The sequence below is a fragment of the Stenotrophomonas sp. NPDC077420 genome (assembly GCF_044543385.1).
In the GTDB taxonomy this organism is placed as follows: Bacteria; Pseudomonadota; Gammaproteobacteria; order Xanthomonadales; family Xanthomonadaceae; genus Stenotrophomonas.
This window is the reverse complement of record NZ_JBITVZ010000012.1, coordinates 1-20,440: the sequence shown is the minus strand read 5'-3', so window position 1 is coordinate 20,440 and position 20,440 is coordinate 1. Positions and strand designations below refer to the sequence as shown.

Genomic DNA, 20,440 nt, shown 5'->3' with positions numbered 1-20,440 from the left:
AAAGGAGAATTGCCATGGGCAAGGTTGGCTCCAGCGCAGGCGTTCGGAACGCTAGCGCAGATGACCTCCGGATGGAACTCGATGTGCGGCAGCAGATGCAGCAGCTGTCGGTACCGATGTTTCAACGAGAGGACAATGCGAACGAGTATGTGTTCTTCGCCTTCTTGGATGGAACGGGTCAGGATGTCAGGAATCCCAAGCTGGGTCCGAGCACGACTGTGGGGGAGTTGTATGACCAAGCATTCGAACTCTCGAAGGATCCACAGAGTCGGATCGGTACGCATTATGCTGCGGGCATCGGCACTCAACAAAACGCAGTGATCCGTGCTTTTGACGGCATGCTTGCAAGTACTTGGCAGGATGGCATAACACGCTCGTACCGCGAGCTCGCCGAGCAGGTGAGTACTTGGAAGGCTACCAATCCCTATGCCGAAATCCGCGTTGTCGGCATCGGCTACAGCCGTGGCGCGGTGCAGACGGCCCGGCTGCTCCGGTTGATTGATGAGTACGGCATCGTTCCTGAAGAAGGCCTTGGGTTTGGCCATGACAGGAACGGCAACATCAGCGTCATCAGCCGATTAGCACCGCTGGTGCCGCCCGGCCAGACCGCACAGGCCACCCTGCTGCTGGATCCAGTGGCGACCAACATGCCCACCAACTTCGACGCCCGCCTGCCACCGAGCGTGATCTCGCGCGTGGCGATCATGGCCGCCCATGAGCAGCGCGAGCTGTTTCCGCACCAGGCCATCAACGATCCCGGGATGACGCCGGATGGGCGCGCGATCAACGTCGCCGCGCCAGGTGGCCATTCCAACGTGGGCGGCGGGAACCGCCATGCAGGCCTGGAGATCCTGACCGGCAACGCTGCCATCGACTATCTGAACACGTTGCGGGATCCGCCACTGTTCGAGAAGCGCGCCGTGCCGATGGATCTGGATACGATGACGGTGTACCAGGCAGGTGGCGCGACCGCGCTGTATGGCCTGAAGATCGATCGCGACCGCGAGCGCAATCTTCGCGAGGCGCTGGCCAACTGCAAGGTCGTCGATCCGTGCAACGACTCCGAGCCGATCGACCAGGCGCTGGCGGCGCGGTTCGAACACCGCTCCATCCAGCCCGATCCCGCAGAACAGGCGCAGCTGCAGGCGCTCGTGGCGCTGGCCACGCAGCGCGAGCTACGGACTACGCCGGACGACCCCGGGCACACGCAGAACCCGACGCTGACCCGCATCCGGGAAGGCGTGCAGGCCGCCGAGAACCAGGGGCAGGTCAGCTTCGCGAATGGGCTGGAACGGGAACAGTTCTGCCGCTCGGCGCTGGCCTGCGCCATGGATAACCGGGAAACACGTCAGGCGTTGTACCCCGGCAGCATGATCGGCCCGCTGCAGAAGAGCGAGATCTCCCGCGTCGATGACGTTGTGTTCGGATCGAAGGGCTACGCCTTCCTTGTGCAGCACGGCAGCGGACCGCATGACCAGCAGCGGGTGCCGTTTGATATCGAACGGGCCAAGCACACTCCCGTAGCGGTGTCGGACCAGAAAGTGGAGGCCGCCGCCACTGAGATCGAGCAGCAGCAGGCGTTCCAGTTGCAGCACGCCGCCCCGCAGCAGGCGGCAGAGCCGGCGCTGGGCGGGTTTGCACGGTAACTATCGTAGGGACACGCCATGCGTGTCCAGGTGGCGGGCCGCGCGAGTCACCGCCGCCAGATACGCAGCCGGTTGTTGGCCGGCATCGCCACATCGTCAACCAGCCGCAAGCCCTGCGCTGCGGCCAGCGCATCCACCGCCTCGGCATCCCGGATGCCCGACGCCGGGTCCCGCGCCTTCAGCCACCCATCAAACTGCCGGTTGCTGTCGCTGCTGTAGTTGCCGTTGTAATTGAATGGACCATACACGCACAGCAGCGCATCGTCGGCCATCACCGCCGGCAGCCCGGCGAAGAGAGCCTGCACGTGCGGCCAGCTCATGATGTGCAGGGTGTTGGCGCTGAACACCGCATCAAAGCCCAGCGGGGCCGCCGGCAGTGGGGCCAGGCCCGGCACCGGCGCAAGCACCGCCTGCAGCGGCCACGGCGCCGGTGCATTGGGCAGCCCCGCCTCGGCCAGGCGCTCGGCGATACCCGGCAGGTAGTCCGGATGGTCGCTGGCCTGCCACAGCAGGTGCGGCAGCTGAGCGGCGAAGTATTCGGCATGCTGGCCGGTGCCGCTTCCAATCTCCAGCACGCGGCGGCGATCCTGCAGCAGGCGGCGCAGTACCGCCAGGATCGGGTCGCGGTTGCGCTCGCAGGCCTCGGACCAGCGTTGTTGGCTCATGACGTTCGGAAATGTCGGATCAGCGCACATCCAACCATGACCGCAGTCACTTGTGCCAGCACCGGGTCGCAAACGACAGTCGAAGGCTGATCGTTCCCGGGGAATCGAACGCTGTGCAACGCCGTGAGTTTTTGACGCTGTCTGGCATGGGCCTGGCGGGCCTGATGGTGCCGCACGCCCGCCTGATCGCCGCCGAGCAGCTGCTCGAGCCGGCCAACGCGGTCCGCAACAAGGCGCTGGCCGAGGCCGCACTGGCGGCCGCCAAACGGGCCGGGGCCAGCTACTGCGATGTCCGCATCGGCCGCTACCTCAACCAGGCGGTGATCACCCGCGAGGCGCGGGTGCAGAACGTCACCAACAGCGAATCGTCCGGGATCGGCATCCGGGTCATCGTCAATGGGGCGTGGGGCTTTGCCGCCACCCACCAGCAGACCCCGGCCGCGATCCTGGCCACAGTGGAGCAGGCCGCCGCCATCGCCCGCGCCAACGCTACCATCCAGACCCGCCCGGTACAGCTGGCGCCGGTCAAGGGGGTGGGCGACGTGAGCTGGAAGACGCCGATCCGCAAGAACGCCATGGCGGTGCCGATCAAGGACAAGGTCGACCTGCTGCTGAGCCTGAATGCGGCAGCGACCAACGCTGGCGCCGACTTCATCAACTCCACCCTGTTCCTGGTCAACGAGCAGAAGTACTTCGCCTCCAGCGATGGCTCGTTCATCGACCAGGACGTGCACCGGATCTGGCTGCCGTTCACCGCCACCGCCATCGACAAGGGCACCGGCAAGTTCCGTACCCGCGCCGGGCTGTCCTCGCCAATGGGCATGGGCTATGAATTCCTGGATGGCGAGGCCAGCGGCAAGATCCAGCTGCCCGGCGGGATCACCGCCTACCGTGACTCGTACGATCCAGTGGAAGACGCTATCGCCGCCGCGCGCCACGCCCGCGAAAAGCTCAAGGCCCCCTCGGTCAAGCCCGGCAAGTACGACCTGGTGCTGGACCCGTCCAACCTGTTCCTGACCATCCACGAGAATGTCGGCCACCCGCTGGAGCTGGACCGCGTCCTCGGCTACGAGGCCAACTACGCCGGCACCAGCTTCGCCACGCTGGACAAGCGCGACGCCGGCTATCGCTGGGGCAGCGAGCGGGTCAACTTCTTCGCCGACAAGACCGCGCCGGGCAGCCTGGGCGCGGTGGGCTACGACGACGAAGGGGTCAAGACCAAGCGCTGGGACCTGGTCAAGGACGGCATCCTCGTCAACTACCAGGCCACCCGCGATGAAGTGCACCTGCTGGGCGAAACCGAATCGCACGGCTGCAGCTACGCCGACTCCTGGTCCAGCGTGCAGTTCCAGCGCATGGCCAACGTGTCGCTGGCACCGGGCAAGACCCCGCTGAGCGTGGCCGACATGATCAAGGACGTGGAGAACGGCATCTACATCCACGGCCGCGGCTCGTATTCCATCGACCAGCAGCGTTTCAACGCGCAGTTCGGCGGGCAGCTGTACTTCCAGATCAAGAACGGGCAGATCGCCGGCATGGTCGAAGACGCCGCGTACCAGATCCGCACGCCGGAGTTCTGGAACGCGTGCAGCGCGATCTGCGACGAGCGCGATTTCCGCTTCGGCGGTTCGTTCTTCGATGGCAAGGGCCAGCCTGGCCAGGTCTCGGCGGTGTCGCACGGCTCGGCGACCACGCGTTTCGACGGCATAAACATCATCAACACCGCACGCAGCCTGGGCTGAGCCGCCCGGCCACCGTGCCAAACGTCACTACCGTTGGACCGCCGCGCCCGCAAGAATCGATGCACCGCTGTACCGCTGATCCCGCCTTGTTCCTGCCACCCCCACACCGACGTGGAGAGCTGCCTTGCAAAGACGTGACTTCCTTGCCCTGACCGGGCTTACCGCTGGCGGCCTGATCGTGCCGGCGTTCTTCGGCAAGGTGATTGCCGCCGAGCAGCTGCACAGCACCCTGGACCCGGCGCTGAAGAAGCGCCTGGCCGATGCCGCGCTGGCCGCTGCCCGCCAGGGCGGCGCCACCTACTCCGATGTACGTATCGGCCGCTACCTGCGCCAGTTCGTGATCACCCGCGAAGACAAGGTGCAGAACGTGGTGAACACCGAGTCCACCGGTGTGGGCATCCGCGTGATCGTCAATGGTGCCTGGGGCTTTGCCGCCACCAACCAGCTCAACCCGACCGACGTGGCGCGTGCCGCCCAGCAGGCGGTGGCCATCGCCAAGGCCAATGCCGGCGTGCAGACCGCCAAGGTGCAGCTGGCCGCAGCGCCAGGCGTGGGCGAGGTGAGCTGGAAGACGCCGATCCGCAAGAACGCGATGGAGGTGCCGATCAAGGAAAAGGTCGACCTGCTGCTGGACGTCAATGCCGCCGCGATGGGCGCCGGCGCCAGCTTCGTCAACTCGATGCTGTTCCTGGTCAACGAGCAGAAGTACTTTGCGTCCACCGATGGCTCCTACATCGACCAGGACGTGCACCGCATCTGGGCGCCGATGACGGTCACCGCCATCGACAAGGCCAGTGGCAAGTTCCGCACCCGCGAAGGCCTGTCCGCGCCGATGGGCATGGGTTACGAATACCTCGATGGCGCCGCGAGCGGCAAGGTGCTCACGCCGAACGGCGTGGTCAACTACGGCTTGTCCTACGACATGAAGGAAGACGCCATCGCGGCGGCCAAGCAGGCGCAGGAGAAGCTGAAGGCGCCGTCGGTCAAGCCGGGCAAGTACGACCTGGTACTGGACCCCTCGCACACCTGGCTGACCATCCACGAATCGGTCGGCCACCCGCTGGAACTGGACCGCGTGCTGGGCTACGAGGCCAACTACGCCGGCACCAGCTTCGCCACCCTGGACAAGCGCGAACAGCACTTCCAGTACGGCAGCGACCTGGTCAACATCTTCGCCGACAAGACCCAGCCGGGCAGCCTCGGCGCGGTGGCCTACGACGACGAAGGCGTCAAGACCAAGCGCTGGGACCTGATCAGCAACGGCAAGCTGGTGGATTACCAGACCATCCGCGACCAGGCCCACATCCTGGGCAAGACCGAATCGGACGGCTGCTGCTATGCCGATTCCTGGTCCAGCGTGCAGTTCCAGCGCATGGCCAACGTGTCGATGGCACCGGGCAAGACCCCGCTGAGCGTGAGCGACCTGATCAAGGACGTCGAGAACGGCATCTACATCATCGGCGACGGCTCGTTCTCCATCGACCAGCAGCGCTACAACGCGCAGTTCGGCGGCCAGCTGTTCTATGAAATCAAGAACGGCCAGATCACCCGCATGCTCGAAGACGTGGCCTACCAGATCCGCACCCCGGAGTTCTGGAACGCCTGCAGCGCCGTGGCCGACGAACGCGATTACCGCCTGGGCGGTTCGTTCTTCGACGGCAAGGGCCAGCCGGGCCAGGTCTCGGCGGTCTCGCACGGTTCGTCCACCGCGCGCTTCAACGGCATCAACGTCATCAACACCGCGCGCAGCCTCGGCTGACCGGTCAGGAGCCCTTATTCCATGAGTATCTTCACCGAAGCCCAGGCCAAGGCCATCCTCGACAAGGTCATCGCGCTGTCCAAGGCCGATGAGACCACCGCGGTGCTGGCCGGCTCGATCAACGGCAACATCCGTTTCGCGCTCAACAACGTCTCCACCAGCGGCATCGTCGACAACACCGAACTGGCCGTCACCGTGGCCTTCGGCAAGCGCGTCGGCACCGCCTCGATCAACGAGTTCGACGACGCCGCGCTGGAGCGCGTGGTCCGCCGTGCCGAGGACTTGGCCCGCCTGGCCCCCGAAAACCCGGAGTTCCTGCCGGCCATCGGCAAGCAGGCCTACACCGCCAGCCCGACCTTCAGCGAATCCACCGCCGCCATCGACCCGGCGTTCCGCGCCAAGGTCGCCGCCGATTCGATCGCGCCCTGCCGTGGCAACGGCCTGATCGCCGCCGGCTTCCTGGAAGATGGCCAGGGTTTCCAGGCCACCGCCAACAGCAACGGCAACTTCGGCTACCAGCGCACCACCAACTTCGACTACACCTGCACGGTGCGCACCGAAGACGGGCGCGGTTCGGGCTGGGTGGGCCGCAACCTGAAGGACGCCGCCGACTTCAAGGCCGACCAGGACGTGCGCATCGCCATGCGCAAGGCCACCGAATCGTCCGAAGCCAAGGCGCTGGAGCCGGGCAAGTACACCGTGATCCTGGAACCGGCGGCCGCTGCCGGCCTGATCAGCTTCATGATGAATTTCTTCGATGCGCGCTCGGCCGATGAAGGCCGCAGCTTCCTGTCCAGGAAGGGCGGCGGCAACAAGCTGGGCGAGCAGGTCTACGACCCGCGCGTGAACATGTACGCCGACCCGTGGCACCCCGAGGCACCGGTGCTGCCGTGGGACCAGCAGGGCCTGCCGCGCAACAAGCTGGCCATCATCGAGAACGGCAAGGTCGCCAACCTGGATTACTCACGCTTCTGGGCGCAGAAGCAGGGCAAGACCGCCAATGCCACCCCGGGCAACCTGCTGATGAGCGGCGGCGACAAGAGCACCGCCGAGCTGGTGCGCGGCACCCAGAAGGGCATCCTGGTCACCCGTACCTGGTACATCCGCATGGTCGATCCGCAGACCGTGCTGCTCACCGGCCTGACCCGCGACGGTACCTTCTATATCGAAAACGGCCAGATCAAGTACCCGGTGAAGAACTTCCGCTTCAACGAATCGCCGGTGATCATGCTCAACAACATCGAAGAGCTGGGCAAGCCGGTACGTGTGGCCGGTGACGAATCCAGCTTCGTGATGATGATCCCGCCGATGAAGCTGCGCGATTTCACCTTCACCTCGCTGTCCGACGCGGTCTGATGGCGCGCGTGCGGCAATGAACCGCGCGCAGTTCCTGCGGTTGATGCTCGGTGGGGCCGCCCTGGCGGCCCTGCCCTCGTTCGCCCGCGCGCAGGCCGGGCGTTACGACTTCTGGTTCACCCGCCTCAAGTACGACTCCGGGGACTGGGACGTGGACGCGCGCATGCCGTCCAACCTGATCACCTCGCTGATCGACTACACCACGCTGCGGGTCGACCCGACCGAGCATGTGGTGGCACTGTCCGACCCGCGCATGCTGGAGGCTCCGTTCTGCTACCTGGCCGGGCACAAGCTGGTGGAGTTCAGTGCGGCTGAGCGGCAGAACTTCGTGCGCTATGTGCGCAACGGCGGCTTCGTGTTCGTGGATGACTGCAACCACGATATCGATGGATTGTTCGCCAAGTCGTTCGAAGCGCAGATGGCCAAGCTGTTCGGGCCGGCCGCTCTGAAGAAGCTGCCCAATACGCATGTGCTGTATCGCAGCTTTTTCAGGTTCCCGGACGGGCCACCGGCCACCGGCTTCGAGCTCAATGGCTGGGGCGATGACCTCGTGCACGATTACCTCAAGGGGATCGAGGTCGATGGTCGGCTGGGCGTGCTTTACAGCAATAAAGACTACGGCTGCGAGTGGGACTATGACTGGCGCAACAAACGGTTCCTGGCCGAGGACAACACCCGGTTCGGCGTGAACATCGTGATGTATGCGTTGAACAACTAGGTTTCGCTGATTTCTTCAGCCACGCAGGGCGTGGCTCTACATTCATTGCTGCGAGCGTGCCATGCAAAACGATAGCCCCATTGACGCCCTTCTCTCCAAGCTGCAGCCCCTGCGCGATGCGCTGGGTACGGCCGTGGTCGGCCAGCATGATGTGGTGGAGCAGCTGCTGATCGGCCTGCTGGCCGGTGGCCATGTGCTGCTGGAAGGCGCGCCAGGGCTGGGCAAGACCCTGCTGGTGCGTTCGCTCGGGCAGGCGCTGGAGCTGCAGTTCCGGCGCGTGCAGTTCACCCCGGACCTGATGCCCAGCGACATCCTGGGCACCGAGCTGCTGGAGGAAGACCACGGCACCGGCCACCGCCATTTCCGCTTCCAGCAGGGCCCGATCTTCACCCACCTGCTGCTGGCCGACGAGCTCAACCGCACCCCGCCCAAGACCCAGGCGGCGCTGCTGGAAGCCATGCAGGAACGCACCGTCAGCTACGCCGGCACCACCTACCCGTTGCCGGCGCCGTTCTTCGTGCTGGCCACGCAGAACCCGATCGAGCAGGCCGGCACCTACCCGCTGCCCGAAGCCCAGCTGGACCGGTTCCTGCTGCACGTGCGGGTGGACTACCCCACCGAGCAGGAAGAGCGCGACATCCTGGTGCAGACCACCGGCAGCAGCAGTGGCGCTGTTCCCAAGGTGATGCACGCCGAGGATGTGCTGGCCCTGCAGGCGGCGGTACGGCAGGTGCATGTGAGCGATGACGTCCTGAGCTGGATCACCCGTCTGGTGCGCGCCAGCCGTCCGGGTGCCGGTGCGCCGGAGGCGGTGAACCATTGGATTAAGTGGGGCGCCGGCCCGCGCGCCGGGCAGTCGCTGGTGCTGGCGGCCAAGGCGCGCGCGTTGCTGCAGGGGCGTTTCGCGGCCACCCGCGACGACGTGCAGGCGCTGATCGCACCGGTGATGCGCCACCGCCTGCTGCTGTCGTTCGCCGCCGAAGCCGAGCAGAAGGGCGCCGACGATGTGATCGCCGCGCTGCTGCAGGCCGTGCCCTTCCCTGCCTGAGCCCGCCGTGAGCCCGCACGCCCCGATCGCCATTCCCGCCGATGTCCGCAGCCGCCTCAAGGCGCTGCGGCTGTTGCCGCGGCGTGCGATTGGCGCGCAGGGCATCGGCCAGCATGCCAGCCGCAGCCGTGGCGCCGGGCTGGAATTCGCGCAGTACCGCGCCTACGAGCCCGGTGACGAACTGCGCCAGATCGACTGGAAGCTGTATGCGCGTTCGGACCGCTTCTTCGTGCGCGAGTCCGAGCGCGAAAGTCCGGTCACGATCTGGATCCTCGTCGATGCCACGGCATCGGCCGGGCAGGCCGACCGTGCACGCCCCGCGGTGTCGCGCCTGGACCATGCCTGCGCCACCGCGGCCTGCATCGTGGAACTGGCGCTGCAGCAGGGGGACCGCTTCGGCCTGGTCGCCATCAACGGCGACGGCGTGCAGCTGGTACCGGCCGGCAGTGGTGCGCGCCAGCGCGACCGCATCCACCTGCTGCTGCACCGCCTGCGTGCGCGTGGCGCATGGCCCGCAGCGGACGCGCTGCGCCCGGTCTGGGAACGCGTACAGGCCAACGACATGCTGGTGGCGCTGGGGGATGGCTTCGACGACGCCGGCACCGTGCTGCTGGAGCGGTTGGCCGCCGCCCGCCGCGATGTGGTGCAGCTGCAGATCCTGACCGCCGACGAGCGTGATTTCCCGTTCCAGGACGGCCACCGCTTTCGCGATCCGGAAACGGGTGAAGAGCTGCTGGGTGATGGCCGCGCGATCCGCGACGCGTACCTGGCCCGCTTCGCCGAGGCCCAGCGCGTGCTGCAGGCACGGTTGCAGCGCGGCGGCGTTGCCCATGTGGTGACCCATACCGACCAGCCGCTGGACGCGCCGCTGCGCCTGCTGGCGGGGAGCGTGCGATGAGCCTGTCGCTGCTGTTCCCGCTGGGCCTGCTGGCGCTGGCGTCACTGCTGGTTCCGTTGCTGATCCATCTGGCGCGCCGCCACCACTACGCGCCTCTGGAGTTCGCCGCGCTGCGCTGGCTGCGCGCGAAGGCCCGCCCGCGCCAGCGGATCCGCTTCGACGAATGGCCGCTGCTGCTGGTGCGCCTGTTGCTGCTTGCCGCGCTGGCCGTATTGCTGGCCCGGCCGCTGCTGCACGGCGCGCCGGTGCAGACGCCGGCATGGGTGGTAGTGGCACCGGGACTGAGCCCGCCTACGCTGCCCGCAGGCAGCGAGGGTCGCTGGATGGCGCCCGGATTCCCGCCGCTGCAGGACACTGCGCCGGCCGGCCAGCAGCCGCTTGCAAGTCTGCTGCGCGAGCTGGATCAAACCCTGCCTGAGGGCACGGAGTTAACGGTGTACGTCCCCGATCCCATGCCCGGGCTCGACGGCGAACGGCCACGGTTGTCGCGTGCGGTGAACTGGCGGCCGGTGGCGATGCCGGTGGGCGCGCCGGTGCAGGACAGCGCGCCGCAGCTGCGCGTCAGCGGCAACGACCAGGAACCGTCCGAATGGGGTGTGCTCGATGCCCTGCAGCGCGCGTGGAGCGGGCAGCCGCTGTCGGCGCCGCTCGCTACCGATGCCGCGCCGGAACAAGGTCAGGTAGGCGTGTGGCTGGCCGATGCGCCACTGCCCGCCGCTTGGCAGGCCTGGGTGCACGATGGCGGCAGCGTGTTGGCTGTGTCGACCAAGGCGGCCACCGGTACCGGTACGACGGTGCTGCAGGATGCCAGCGGCAAGGCAGCGGTCATGCGTCATGCGCTCGGTCGCGGACAGGTGCTGCGCTTTACAGCCGCGCTGTCACCCGATGCACTGCCGATCGTGCGCGAACCCTCCTTCCCGCGTCGCCTGCTGGAACAGGTGCGGCCGCTGCCGTCGCCGCAACTGGCGCCGGCTGCCGTGCAGGCGCCGCTGATCGGTGCCAGCCCGCCGCTGGCACAGCCGCGTGATCTGGCGACCTGGCTGCTGGCGGTGATCGTGCTGCTGTTCGCCCTGGAGCGTTGGATGGCCACCGCACCGCGACGCGGGGCAAGCGCATGAACCGCGTTCACCAGGCATGGCAGCGCGCGCGTCGCCGGCGGTGGTGGATCACCGCAGTGCTGCTGGTGCCACTGGCGCTGGCCCTAACCGCCATCGCCGCGCGCGTGGCGGGCATCAACATCGGCTCCATCATGCTGCTGGCAGCCCTGCTGGTCGTCGCAGGTACGGCCACATGGCGCGCGCGACGGCTGGACCGGCACTGGCTGGTGCGCCAGCTGGACACGCATACCATCGCGCAGGACAGCGCCGATCTGCTGTTCACCGATACCGCCACACTCAATCCCCTGCAGCAACGCCAGCAGGCGCGCATCACCGCCGCGCTGCAGGCCGCGCCGCCGGACCTGCGCACCGCATGGCCGAAGCGCTGGCTGGCCGTGTCGTGGTGTGGCGGAGTGCTGGTGGCCGTGCTCGCCGCAGGCTGGCCTGCACCGGGCGCACCGCTGCCGGGCCTTCCCGGCCGTGCTACGCCTCCCGCCAGCCCGGCCCAACCGCCCAGCCTGCTGTCCTCCCGGTTGCAGATCCAGGCACCGGCCTACACCGGCCAGGCACTGCGCACCCAGACCGCACTGGACGCCAAGGTAGTGCAGGGCAGCGTCCTGGACTGGTCGCTGCGTTTCAGCGCACAGCCCACGCAGGCCGCGTTGCAGCTGCACGACGGCACCCGCATCGCGCTGCGCCGCGATGGCGAAGCGTGGGTGGCGCAGTGGAAGGCGGCCAGGCCCACGCTGTACCGCATCGTGACCGAGCCGGCGCTGACCGCACCCAAGCTGTATCGCCTGGATGTGGTGCCCGACCGCCCGCCGAGTGTGCGCGTGATCGCACCGGATCGCACCCTGGTCCTGGCCACGCCCGGCCAGCGCCAATGGAGCCTGCAGTTCGAAGCCAGCGATGACTTCGGCGTGGCGGCCAGTGCCGAACTGCACCTGACCCTGGCCCAGGGCAGTGGGGAAAACATCACCTTCCGTGAGCAGCGCATCGCGCTGACCGGCACGGGCCCGGCCACCCAGCGCCGCTTCGCGCGCACGCTGGACCTGGCTGCACTCGGCGCCGACCCGGGCAACGATGTGATCGCGCAGCTGCAGGTGCGCGACAACCGCACGCCCACCGCGCAGACCGCGCAAAGCACCAGCCTGATCCTGCGCCTGCCCAGCGAAGAACAGGTGCTGGGCACGGATATGGAGGGCATGGTCAAGAAAACCCTGCCGGCGTACTTCCGCAGCCAGCGCCAGATCATCATCGACGCCGAAGCACTGATCAAACTGCGCCGCCAGCTGCCGGCCGAGGAATTCGTGAAGCGCTCCGATGCGATCGGCGTGGACCAGCGCATCCTGCGCCTGCGCTATGGCCAGTTCCTGGGTGAGGAAAGCGAAGGCGGCGCCAAGCCGCCGCCGACCAGTGACAGCCTGCCCACCAGCGATGCTCCGGCCGCTGATCACGATGAGGATCACGCGCACGACACCGCCAGTGCACAGGGTGGCCACGACGATCACGAGCACGGCGCAACCAGGGCCGACAGCGCCCCGGTCTTCGGCGCCGCCACCGACGTGCTCTCCGAGTACGGCCACACCCACGACCATGCCGAAGCAGCCACCCTGCTCGATCCGCAGACCCGCGCGATCCTGAAGGCCGCGCTGGACCAGATGTGGTCGTCGGAAGGTGAACTGCGCCAGGGCCGCCCCGAGCGCGCACTGCCGTTCGCCAACAAGGCACTGGCCTTCATCAAACAGGTGCAGCAGGCCGAGCGCATCTATCTGGCCCGGGTCGGGCCCGAGCTGCCGCCCATCGACGAAGGCCGCCGCATGACCGGCGACCGCACCGATCTCGGCAGCCGCTCCTCCACCATTACCCCCGTGGACGCACCCGATCCCGCCATCGTGGCGGTCTGGCAGCAGTTGGTCGACACCCGCAGCCCACCGGACCTCGACGCGCTGAGCCAGTGGCTGGGCCGCCATCAATCGCGACTGACCGACCCCCTCAGTCTCGCGGCGGCAGTCGAAGAACTGCGCCTCGCACCAGACTGTGCATCCTGCCGCACCACGTTGCGCGCACAACTGTGGCGCGCGTTGCAGCGACCATTGCCGCAGTTGGAACGCCGCAGCGCACCGGACCCGATGGCGCAGCGCTACCTGGATGCCCTGGAGGGCGCGCGATGAGCATGGCCCCATGGATCGCCATCGCCCTGGTCCTGATCACCCTCGCAGGCAGCGTACGCATCCTCCGCGCAGAGCCACGCCGTGCGTGGCTGCCTTCACCCGGACCCGCCGCATTGCTCGCGTTGCAGGCCCTGTCCACCCTGTTGCTCTACTTCACCCTCGTGCCACCACAGCGCAACGTGGAAGCGGGCCAGCTGACCGTACTGACCGGCAACGCCGCATCCGCAGGCACCGCGCCCGCCGGTGCAACCGTGATTGCGCTGCCCGAGGCACCGCCCAGCGCAGGCGCCGTACGCGCCCCCGACCTGGCCACCGCGTTGCGCCAGCATCCGGGCAGCACCTCGCTGCTGCTGGTCGGCGATGGACTGTCCGCGCGCGATCGCGATACCGCGTTGCCGCTGCGGGTAACCGTACAGTCCCCGGCCGCGCCCCGCGGCTGGCTGGAGCTTCAGCCGCCGTCGGTCACCGCACCCGGCGCGCTGTTCGAGATTGCCGCCCGTGCCGGGGGTGTCGACGGCGCGCGCGCCGAACTGCTCGACCCGGCTGGCGTGGTGGTCGATCGCGCGGCGCTGGACGCGCGGGGCAACGTGCGCCTGCACGGCAGCGCGCGCGCCGCAGGGCGCAGTGAATTCACCCTGCGCCTGCTCGACGCCCAGCAGCACGTCGCTGACAGCCTTCCGGTGCCGCTGCAGACCGTGGCCGCCCCGCCACCGCGGGTGCTGATCCTCGCCGGCGCGCCCGGCCCGGAACTGAAGTACCTGCGCCGCTGGGCCACCGATACCGGCCTGGTCGTGCAGGCCCAGGCCAGCGCCGGTGGTGGGGTGATGCTCGGCGATGCGCCGGTTGCCCTGAGCGCGGCGCGTCTGGCCGCCACCGACGTACTGGTACTCGACGAACGCAGCCTGGCGGCACTGAGTGCGGCGCAACGCACGCTGGTGCAGCAGGCGCTGCGCGACGGGCTGGGCGTGGTGGTACGCAGCAGCGGCCCGCTCAACGAGGCTAACCGGCAGGTGCTGCGCAACTGGGGGCTACCGGTGAGCGCCGGCAATCGCGCGTCATCCCTGCAGCTACCGGCCGATCCGGAAGCGGCGCTGCTACAGGCACGGCGCGGCCCGCAGCGCCCGTCCGCCGACAGCACCGCCTGGATGGACGAAGCCGACGCCGCGTCACATAGCGCCACGCCGCCCGCGCTGGAGCGGTTCGACGCGGTCGTGACCGGTGCGGATGCGTTGCTGCTCGACGCGAAGGGCAACGCCGTGGGCGGCTGGCGCAGCGTCGGTCGCGGCCGCGTTGCCCTGCTCCCGGTTACCGACAGCTACCGGCTGGTCCTGTCCGGCCGCGACGACCGCTACGCCGATCTGTGGTCGGGCGTGTTGTCCAAGGTCGCGCGCGCGCTGCCGGGTGCGCCTGCCATCCGCCTGCAGACAGCGACGCCCTGGTCGGGCGAGCGCGTGACCCTGTGCGAGGTACCCAACGGCACTCGCGTCCGCGACGCCGAAGGCCATGCGGTCGCCCTGCAGGTCGATCCGGCCAGCGGCAGCCAGCAGTGTGCCGGCTACTGGCCGCAGCAGCCCGGGTGGCACCAGCTCCAGCACGGCGACACCGTGCAGGCGTTCTATGTATTCGACCCGGCCACCGCGCAGCCGCTGCACCGCCAGCAGCTGCGCGCGGCCACTGCGGATCGCCTGGCTGAAACGAATGCCGCCTCGAGCGGAACGCCCGACAGCGTCCCCGGCCCCCGCTGGCCGTGGCTCCTCGCCTTCATCGCCGTCGCCGGCATGATGTGGTGGCTCGAGCGGCGTCGACGACCCGCCTCAGGTTGAACGCGTCCAGTCAGAAGCAGCGGGCGCCAACGAGATGATCCGCACATCGTTGCCTTCGCGCGTGTATACAAGAAGATGGCGGGTGCTTCTGCATACGTAGAGGCGTGTGCCCTTTAGAGGTCCCGGTCGCCAAGTGGCCACGCCGTCCAAGGCATCAGCCTCCTGCTCCATGTTCGCGTCCGCTTCCAACGAGGCGCGGTAGATCGCAGGATCTTCGTAGTCCATCGCGCGGGCGAATGCCGCATCAAGAAGTCGCTGGCGATCCTCCAGTGCCGAAGGTGTCCACAGGACGCTCACCTCTTCCGGTCCTTCCGCCTCATCATTTCATCCAGCTGCGCCAGATGCCTGGCTTTGATGTCGTCCATGTGCGCCTTTGCGTCCGCGCTCGAAAGCGACGGCCGGGTGTCAGCCAGCGCCTTTGCTGCGCCTTCGCGCAGAAACTCGGCATACGCCGCGTCCTCATGGCTTTGCTTCAGCGCCGCAGTCCGATCCGGTCGCCGACGCCGTTCCTCCGGCGCGGAATAGCCACTTGCATCAACGTGGTACCGATTGATGCCGAGCTCTCTGCGAAGCACGCGTACGGCGGCATCAAGTCCAGCGAACAGGCGGGTGGCCCCAGCCTTGGTGGCCAGTGCACGTTCTCCGATCCCAAGTTTGAACGTCACGGCATATCCGCCAGCCTGACCCACCAAGAGGGTGTCGTGAACACTGCCGGCAGCGGCAAGTTCCCGCGCGGTGGCGAGTTGTACTGTCTGCATCATGCCAGCCTCCCAATTAATCATTACTCGGGAATAATACAACCATTGCTCATGAACTGGCTGAAGCCGCTCATTTTGCCGACGCGGGGTCACACTCCGCCTCCACCCCACAGAATTTCATCGCGCGGCGCTGCTGGGCCGCGTCCAGCTGCGGCGGCGGGCGCGCGATGGCGGATTGGATCGGGTCCGGGGCGCGAGTCAGGGTATGCAGCCCCTGGGCGGTTCTTGCGATGCCGTAGTTGATGCCCATCATCAAATAGCCGCCGCGCATGCCCACCTCCTCCAGCGAGGGGGGTTCGTGCTAGACGCGGTTGAACGCGTTGGGCGCGGGCTGCACCGGGGATTTGAAGCGGTACAAGTCCACTGGCACGTCGTCCTCGGGCTTGAGCGCGCGCACCTCGCCCAGCGTGGTGACGCGGGCGTCCGCGCTGTCGGCGGGTTCGCCGCGATCCTGCTGGGCCTGGGCCCCGTTCGCCAGCAGCAGCCCGGCGATCAGTGTCGTTGTTGCCATCCCTGTGCGTAATGCCACGTGTCGTCCTGTCGGCAGCGTCCAGCGCGCAGCATACGGAGACGACCTTCAGATTTCGTTGCCCGTTCCCGACAGCAGTGCAGGCACTGAATCGTTCACCCGCCCGGCCGGCGATGTCTCAACCACTGAGACGCGTTTGTGTTTCCATGACGTCCTTTGCAGACCGTTGTTCCCATGGCCTACGAACTTGCCAAGCGCACCGAGGACGCCGAGCGCCGCCTCGCGACCACCGACGGGCTGCCCTCGCGCAACGGTGCGCTGCTCACCGCGCGGCTGCAGCAGCGCTACGCCGACCGCATCACCGGCAGCTTCACGATCCCCGGCCGCGAAGGCCGCTATGCGCCGATCCCGGCCGATGTGCCGGCCGCACTGACCGCCGCGCTGAAGGCGCGGGGCATCGAGCAGCTGTACAGCCACCAGGCCGAAGCATGGGAGGCCACCCAGCGGGGCGAGCACGTGGCCATCGTCACCCCCACCGCCAGCGGCAAGTCGTTGTGCTACACCCTGCCGGTGGTCAGCGCCGCCATGCAGGGCAAGGCCAAGGCCTTGTACCTGTTCCCTACCAAGGCGTTGGCCCAGGACCAGGTGGCCGAGCTGCTGGAGCTCAACCGCGCCGGCGACCTGGGGGTCAAGGCGTTCACGTTCGACGGCGACACCCCCGGCGATGCGCGCCAGGCGATCCGCCTGCACGGCGACATCGTGGTCTCCAACCCGGACATGCTGCACCAGGCCATCCTGCCGCATCACACCAAGTGGGCGCAGTTCTTCGAGAACCTGCGCTATGTGGTGATCGACGAGGTGCACACCTACCGCGGCGTGTTCGGCAGCCATGTCACCAATGTGCTGCGCCGGCTCAAGCGGATCTGCGCGTTCTACGGGGTGGAGCCGCAGTTCATCCTGTGCTCGGCCACCATCGGCAACCCGCAGGCGCATGCCGAAGCGCTGATCGAGGCACCGGTCACCGCCATCACCGAATCCGGCGCGCCGACCGGGCCCAAGCACGTGCTGCTGTGGAATCCGCCGGTGGTCAACGCCGACCTGGGCCTGCGGGCCTCGGCGCGTTCGCAGAGCAACCGCATCGCCCGCATCGCGATCAAATCCGGGCTGAAGACGCTGATCTTCGCGCAGAGCCGGCTGATGGTCGAGGTGCTCACCAAGTACCTGAAGGACATCTTCGACCACGACCCGCGCAAGCCCCCACGCATCCGCGCCTACCGCGGCGGCTACCTGCCCACCGAACGCCGCGAGACCGAACGTGCCATGCGCGCCGGCAACATCGACGGCATCGTCAGCACCTCGGCGCTGGAACTGGGCGTGGATATCGGCAGCCTGGACGTGGTGGTGCTCAACGGCTACCCCGGCAGCGTGGCCGCCACCTGGCAGCGCTTCGGCCGCGCCGGCCGACGCCAGCAGCCCGCCCTTGGCGTGCTGGTGGCCAGCTCGCAGCCGCTGGACCAGTACGTGGTGCGGCACCCGGACTTTTTCGCCGAGGCCTCGCCCGAACACGCGCGCACCGCCCCGGACCAGCCGTTGATCCTGTTCGACCACATCCGCTGCGCCGCGTTCGAGCTGCCGTTCCTGGCCGGCGACCCGTTCGGGCCGATCGACCCGCTGGTGTTCCTCGAAGCGCTGGCCGAAACCGAGGTGGTGCACCGCGAAGGCGACCGCTGGGAGTGGATCGCCGACAGCTACCCGGCCAACGCGGTGAGCCTGCGTTCGGTGGCCGACGGCAACTTCGTGGTGGTCGACCGCAGCGACGGCAAGCAGCAGATCATTGCCGAGGTGGATTACTCCGCCGCCGCGCTGACCCTGTACGAAGGCGCCATCCACATGGTGCAGTCCACCCCGTACCAGGTGGAGCGGCTGGACTGGGAAGGCCGCAAGGCCTATGTCACCCGCACCCACGTGGACTACTACACCGACAGCATCGACTTCACCAAGCTCAAGGTACTGGACCGCTTCGACGGCTGCATGGCCGGCCAGGGCGATTCGCACCACGGCGAAGTGCACGTGGTGCGGCGCGTGGCCGGCTACAAGAAGATCCGCTACTACACCCACGAAAACATCGGCTACGGGCCGGTCAACCTGCCCGACCAGGAACTGCACACCACCGCGGTGTGGTGGCAGCTGCCGCAGGGCCTGCTGCTGACCGCGTTCGATTCGAAACAGGAAGCACTGGACGGCTTCCTGGGCGCAGCCTATGCCCTGCACATCGTGGCCACGGTGGCGGTGATGGCCGATGCGCGCGACCTGCAGAAGGCGGTGGGCAATGGCGACGGCGCGTGGTTCGCGGTGGCCGACCAGAGCGGCCGTGGCCAGCTGCGCGGCGCCGAGTTCGACGCCAGCGCCATCGAACTGCAACAGCAGTTCGTGCCCACCGTGTACCTGTACGACAACTTCCCCGGCGGCGTGGGCCTGAGCGAGCCACTGTGGCTGCGCCAGGCCGAGCTGCTGCAGCGCGCGCAGGAACTGGTGCAGCGCTGCGACTGCAAGGCCGGTTGCCCCGCCTGCGTCGGCCCGGTGCTGGCCGGCCAGGAAGACGATGCCACCACGCCCAAAGCGCTGGCCTTGAAGGTACTGGCGCTGTTTGACGAACAGGCGCTGCCCGACGCCACACGCGAGCGCAGCGATGCCGAGGTAGTACCGTTTTGAGCCTGAGCCTGGACAAGCTGCGCCTGCTGCGGCGCCAGGCCGGTGACGCTACGCCGCGCCCGGCAACCGCCGAGCCCGCCGCCGTACCCGCACCCGCGGTGCCGGTGGCCGCCAATGATGCGCAGGCGCGACGCGCTGCGCCCGACTCGGTGTTCGCCTGGGTGGAGCAGGAAATCCGCCACAAGCCGACCGGTGCGAGCGCCCCCGTGCCGGCACCGCCACCGCTGCGCAGGCCCGATGTGGGTGGCCTGCACCGGCTGCTGGGGCTGCGTGATCGCGGTACGGCGGCGGCACGACCGCGCGCGAGCGCACAGGATCGGCATGTGCCGGGTGAGGAGATCGCACCGGGCCTGTTCCTGATCGAATCGTTCCTGCCGCAGGCCATCCCGACCCAGCCGCTGTCGCTGGCCTTTGCCAAACGCGACGGCGAAGCCGTGGCGCCACAGAACCTGATGTTCTTCGACACCGAAACCACCGGCCTGGCCGGCGGCACCGGCACCCGTGCCTTCATGATCGGCGCGGCCGACTGGCATTCCGATCCCGCGCGAGGCCAAGGGCTGCGCATCCGCCAGCTGCTGATGACCACGATGGCGGCTGAAATCGCCATGCTGCGCGAGTTTTCCAGCTGGCTGCAGCCCAGCACGGTGTTTTCCAGCTACAACGGCCGCTGCTACGACGCACCGCTGCTGAAGACCCGCTACCGGCTGGCCCGCCAGCGCTGCCCGATCACCCCGCTGGACCACGTGGACCTGCTGTTCCCCACCCGCCGCCGCTACCGCGGCACCTGGGAAAACTGCCGGCTGGCCACCGTCGAACGCAAGCTGCTGCAGATCGTGCGCGAAGACGACCTGCCCGGCTCCGAAGCCCCCGCCGCGTGGCTGAACTACCTGCGCGGTGGCAGCGCGGTGAACCTGCGCCGGGTGGCCGAGCACAACCACCAGGACGTGGTGACGCTGTCGCTGCTGATGCAGCGGTTGGTGGCCGAGGAGCAGCGCGAGCGGGAAGCGCTGGCACTGTCTGCACGTTCGCCGACCGGCTGAGGGGGCAGGCGTCGCGAATTCATCGCGTTGACGCCCTGTGCAGGCAGTGCCGTGCAAGCTTGGCGCACATCCCGCGTAAGGAGTGCACCATGCGTCTGCCCCTGTTGATGTTGCTCGGTTGTGCCCTCCCGCTGGCCGCGTGCAGCAGCCCGCCACCCAAGACCGCCGACGAGCCGCCGCAGGCGGTGGTGGACCCGGTGCCGGCGGGTTCCGAAGGGGTGGCCCCGTGCAGGGAGGAAGCCTTCAACGGCCTGCTCGGCAAAGTCGCCGACGCCGCGACGGTAGACAAGGCGGTCAAGGACAGCGGCGCCAAGCATGCCCGCGTGGTGAAGCCCAACATGGCGGTCACCATGGATTTCCGCCCGGACCGGGTGACCATCCAGGTCGACGCGCAGAACCGGATCACCAGCATCGGCTGCAACTGAGGTAGCGCCACGCAGTTGAGCTGACCCCCAAATGTTGGACAGTTGGGGGCTAGGTTGCGGAGGCTTGGGTCCGATATTGAATCGGACTCATGCCACCCAAGCCGAGCTTG

General features: G+C 67.9%; 18 protein-coding genes. 13 read left to right on the top strand and 5 right to left on the bottom strand.

The annotated features are described in order from the left end of the window. The first annotated feature begins 14 nt into the window (after positions 1–14). Positions 15–1,646 carry a phospholipase effector Tle1 domain-containing protein gene (locus ACIGII_RS12655; protein WP_399638580.1) on the top strand — a complete coding sequence of 544 codons (1,632 nt, stop codon included), beginning with the start codon at positions 15–17 and terminating at the stop codon, positions 1,644–1,646. 47 nt (positions 1,647–1,693) lie between these two features. Here the strand turns inward: ACIGII_RS12655 and ACIGII_RS12650 are convergent, their stop codons facing one another. Continuing rightward, positions 1,694–2,311, bottom strand: coding sequence for a DUF938 domain-containing protein (locus ACIGII_RS12650; protein ID WP_399638579.1), 618 nt, complete (start codon positions 2,309–2,311; stop codon positions 1,694–1,696). A gap of 113 nt (positions 2,312–2,424) precedes the next feature. On the opposite strand from ACIGII_RS12650, the gene ACIGII_RS12645 reads away from it, so the two are divergent. From ACIGII_RS12645 to ACIGII_RS12605, 9 genes are all read left to right on the top strand, one after another. Continuing rightward, on the top strand, positions 2,425–4,053 hold the full coding sequence (locus ACIGII_RS12645; protein WP_399638577.1) for a TldD/PmbA family protein: 1,629 nt from the start codon (positions 2,425–2,427) through the stop codon (positions 4,051–4,053). Between the two features lie 124 nt (positions 4,054–4,177). Next, positions 4,178–5,812: a TldD/PmbA family protein gene (locus tag ACIGII_RS12640; protein WP_399638576.1), complete on the top strand. Its 1,635-nt coding sequence runs from the start codon at positions 4,178–4,180 to the stop codon at positions 5,810–5,812. A 21-nt stretch (positions 5,813–5,833) separates the two neighbouring features. Next, positions 5,834–7,168, top strand: a complete 1,335-nt coding sequence (locus tag ACIGII_RS12635) for a TldD/PmbA family protein (RefSeq protein WP_093535307.1) — start codon at positions 5,834–5,836, stop codon at positions 7,166–7,168. Positions 7,169–7,184: 16 nt separating this feature from the next. Beyond that, on the top strand, positions 7,185–7,886 hold the full coding sequence (locus ACIGII_RS12630) for a DUF4159 domain-containing protein (protein ID WP_399638574.1): 702 nt from the start codon (positions 7,185–7,187) through the stop codon (positions 7,884–7,886). A 61-nt stretch (positions 7,887–7,947) separates the two neighbouring features. Then, positions 7,948–8,934 (top strand): AAA family ATPase, encoded by a 987-nt coding sequence (locus ACIGII_RS12625; protein ID WP_399638572.1) that lies wholly within the window; start codon positions 7,948–7,950, stop codon positions 8,932–8,934. 7 nt (positions 8,935–8,941) lie between these two features. Further along, positions 8,942–9,832, top strand: coding sequence for a DUF58 domain-containing protein (locus ACIGII_RS12620; protein ID WP_399638571.1), 891 nt, complete (start codon positions 8,942–8,944; stop codon positions 9,830–9,832). Further along, the gene (locus tag ACIGII_RS12615; protein ID WP_399638570.1) at positions 9,829–10,950 is read left to right on the top strand and encodes a BatA domain-containing protein; all 1,122 of its coding nucleotides are present in this window, start codon (positions 9,829–9,831) and stop codon (positions 10,948–10,950) included. Before ACIGII_RS12620 ends, ACIGII_RS12615 begins: the two co-directional genes overlap by 4 nt. Next, the gene (locus tag ACIGII_RS12610) at positions 10,947–13,103 is read left to right on the top strand and encodes a hypothetical protein (RefSeq protein ID WP_399638568.1); all 2,157 of its coding nucleotides are present in this window, start codon (positions 10,947–10,949) and stop codon (positions 13,101–13,103) included. The genes ACIGII_RS12615 and ACIGII_RS12610 overlap by 4 nt, the downstream gene beginning before the upstream one ends. Next, positions 13,100–14,926, top strand: a complete 1,827-nt coding sequence (locus tag ACIGII_RS12605) for a hypothetical protein (RefSeq protein ID WP_399638566.1) — start codon at positions 13,100–13,102, stop codon at positions 14,924–14,926. Before ACIGII_RS12610 ends, ACIGII_RS12605 begins: the two co-directional genes overlap by 4 nt. Here the strand turns inward: ACIGII_RS12605 and ACIGII_RS12600 are convergent. The 4 genes from ACIGII_RS12600 to ACIGII_RS12585 all read right to left on the bottom strand — a co-directional run bounded on the left by ACIGII_RS12600 (position 14,918) and on the right by ACIGII_RS12585 (position 16,195). Then, complete coding sequence (locus ACIGII_RS12600) at positions 14,918–15,223, bottom strand: type II toxin-antitoxin system RelE/ParE family toxin (protein ID WP_399638565.1); 306 nt, start codon at positions 15,221–15,223, stop codon at positions 14,918–14,920. The two genes, ACIGII_RS12605 and ACIGII_RS12600, sit on opposite strands and share 9 nt — an antisense overlap. Continuing rightward, positions 15,220–15,687 (bottom strand): hypothetical protein, encoded by a 468-nt coding sequence (locus ACIGII_RS12595; RefSeq protein WP_399638563.1) that lies wholly within the window; start codon positions 15,685–15,687, stop codon positions 15,220–15,222. Before ACIGII_RS12595 ends, ACIGII_RS12600 begins: the two co-directional genes overlap by 4 nt. A gap of 67 nt (positions 15,688–15,754) precedes the next feature. Continuing rightward, a complete protein-coding gene (locus ACIGII_RS12590) occupies positions 15,755–15,955 on the bottom strand; it encodes a hypothetical protein (protein WP_399638561.1) in 201 nt (66 codons plus the stop codon). Positions 15,956–15,985: 30 nt separating this feature from the next. Further along, positions 15,986–16,195 carry a hypothetical protein gene (locus tag ACIGII_RS12585; protein ID WP_399638559.1) on the bottom strand — a complete coding sequence of 70 codons (210 nt, stop codon included), beginning with the start codon at positions 16,193–16,195 and terminating at the stop codon, positions 15,986–15,988. Between the two features lie 192 nt (positions 16,196–16,387). Here ACIGII_RS12585 and ACIGII_RS12580 point away from each other — a divergent pair, with 192 nt between their 5' ends. The 3 genes from ACIGII_RS12580 to ACIGII_RS12570 all read left to right on the top strand — a co-directional run bounded on the left by ACIGII_RS12580 (position 16,388) and on the right by ACIGII_RS12570 (position 20,330). Further along, positions 16,388–18,865, top strand: coding sequence for a DEAD/DEAH box helicase (locus tag ACIGII_RS12580; protein ID WP_399638558.1), 2,478 nt, complete (start codon positions 16,388–16,390; stop codon positions 18,863–18,865). Further along, entirely contained in the window at positions 18,862–19,905 is a 1,044-nt protein-coding gene (locus ACIGII_RS12575; protein WP_399638556.1) for a ribonuclease H-like domain-containing protein, read from the top strand. Before ACIGII_RS12580 ends, ACIGII_RS12575 begins: the two co-directional genes overlap by 4 nt. Positions 19,906–19,994: 89 nt before the next feature. After that, positions 19,995–20,330 (top strand): I78 family peptidase inhibitor, encoded by a 336-nt coding sequence (locus ACIGII_RS12570; RefSeq protein ID WP_399638555.1) that lies wholly within the window; start codon positions 19,995–19,997, stop codon positions 20,328–20,330. Positions 20,331–20,440 lie beyond the last annotated feature (110 nt).

Excerpts from the sequence above, each read along its gene's own strand:
- ACIGII_RS12655 (WP_399638580.1), top strand. The coding sequence starts at position 15 with ATGGGCAAGGTTGGCTCCAGCGCAGGCGTTCGGAACGCTAGCGCAGAT.
- ACIGII_RS12650 (WP_399638579.1), bottom strand. The coding sequence starts at position 2,311 with ATGAGCCAACAACGCTGGTCCGAGGCCTGCGAGCGCAACCGCGACCCG.
- ACIGII_RS12635 (WP_093535307.1), top strand. The coding sequence starts at position 5,834 with ATGAGTATCTTCACCGAAGCCCAGGCCAAGGCCATCCTCGACAAGGTC.
- ACIGII_RS12630 (WP_399638574.1), top strand. The coding sequence starts at position 7,185 with ATGAACCGCGCGCAGTTCCTGCGGTTGATGCTCGGTGGGGCCGCCCTG.
- ACIGII_RS12625 (WP_399638572.1), top strand. The coding sequence starts at position 7,948 with ATGCAAAACGATAGCCCCATTGACGCCCTTCTCTCCAAGCTGCAGCCC.
- ACIGII_RS12615 (WP_399638570.1), top strand. The coding sequence starts at position 9,829 with ATGAGCCTGTCGCTGCTGTTCCCGCTGGGCCTGCTGGCGCTGGCGTCA.
- ACIGII_RS12610 (WP_399638568.1), top strand. The coding sequence starts at position 10,947 with ATGAACCGCGTTCACCAGGCATGGCAGCGCGCGCGTCGCCGGCGGTGG.
- ACIGII_RS12605 (WP_399638566.1), top strand. The coding sequence starts at position 13,100 with ATGAGCATGGCCCCATGGATCGCCATCGCCCTGGTCCTGATCACCCTC.
- ACIGII_RS12595 (WP_399638563.1), bottom strand. The coding sequence starts at position 15,687 with ATGATGCAGACAGTACAACTCGCCACCGCGCGGGAACTTGCCGCTGCC.
- ACIGII_RS12590 (WP_399638561.1), bottom strand. The coding sequence starts at position 15,955 with ATGCGCGGCGGCTATTTGATGATGGGCATCAACTACGGCATCGCAAGA.
- ACIGII_RS12585 (WP_399638559.1), bottom strand. The coding sequence starts at position 16,195 with ATGGCAACAACGACACTGATCGCCGGGCTGCTGCTGGCGAACGGGGCC.
- ACIGII_RS12580 (WP_399638558.1), top strand. The coding sequence starts at position 16,388 with ATGGCCTACGAACTTGCCAAGCGCACCGAGGACGCCGAGCGCCGCCTC.
- ACIGII_RS12570 (WP_399638555.1), top strand. The coding sequence starts at position 19,995 with ATGCGTCTGCCCCTGTTGATGTTGCTCGGTTGTGCCCTCCCGCTGGCC.